This window comes from Mucilaginibacter sp. P2_A5 (genome assembly GCF_056404995.1).
On sequence record NZ_JBFUCY010000085.1, the window covers coordinates 1 to 650 of the forward strand.

The 650-nt window shown below is 44.6% G+C and carries 1 protein-coding gene; it reads right to left on the reverse strand.

The features are described from left to right. On the reverse strand, positions 1-650 hold a 650-nt coding region (locus AC1DXF_RS29450; protein ID WP_477452252.1), incomplete at both ends, for a glycoside hydrolase family 3 protein.

Here is a 650-nt window from a genome sequence, read left to right on the forward strand (position 1 = left end):
ATGTTATCTGCTTTTAAAGGCAACAAATGGTTATCGTTTTTTAGCAGAACGATGGATTCCGAGGCAATAGCATATGCGGCTTTGGTATGCGCCGGCGTAGCGATAGATCCTTTGGGATGGTTAGTACTCATGGAGGTATGGTACATCACCCACAAAATCCTGCGCACCTTATCGTTAATTGTTTTTACCGAAACCTGGCCTTCCTTAACAGCTTTTAGTAGTGGCTTAGCAAAATACCACTGATCATACGGCCCGCTTGAGCCCATCTCGATATCCAGCCCGTTGTTGGCCGCTGCAACGGTATGATGTGTCCCGGACCAATCTGACATGACCACTCCTTTAAAGCCCCATTCTTTTTTTAGTACTTTATTTAATAAATAGTCATTCTCGGAACACCAATAGCCATTCAGCTTATTGTAGGCCGACATAATGGTGTAGGCATTCCCTTGCTGTATGGCTGCTTTAAATGCCGGGAAATAGATTTCGCGCAAGGCCCTTTCATCAACTATAGTGTTTACGCTATCACGGTTAAGCTCCTGGTTATTGGCGGCAAAATGTTTTATACAGGCTGCCACATGCTGGCTTTGAATTCCTTTTACAGCCCCGACAGCCAGCAGGCTGTTCAAATATGGATCTTCCGAATAATATTC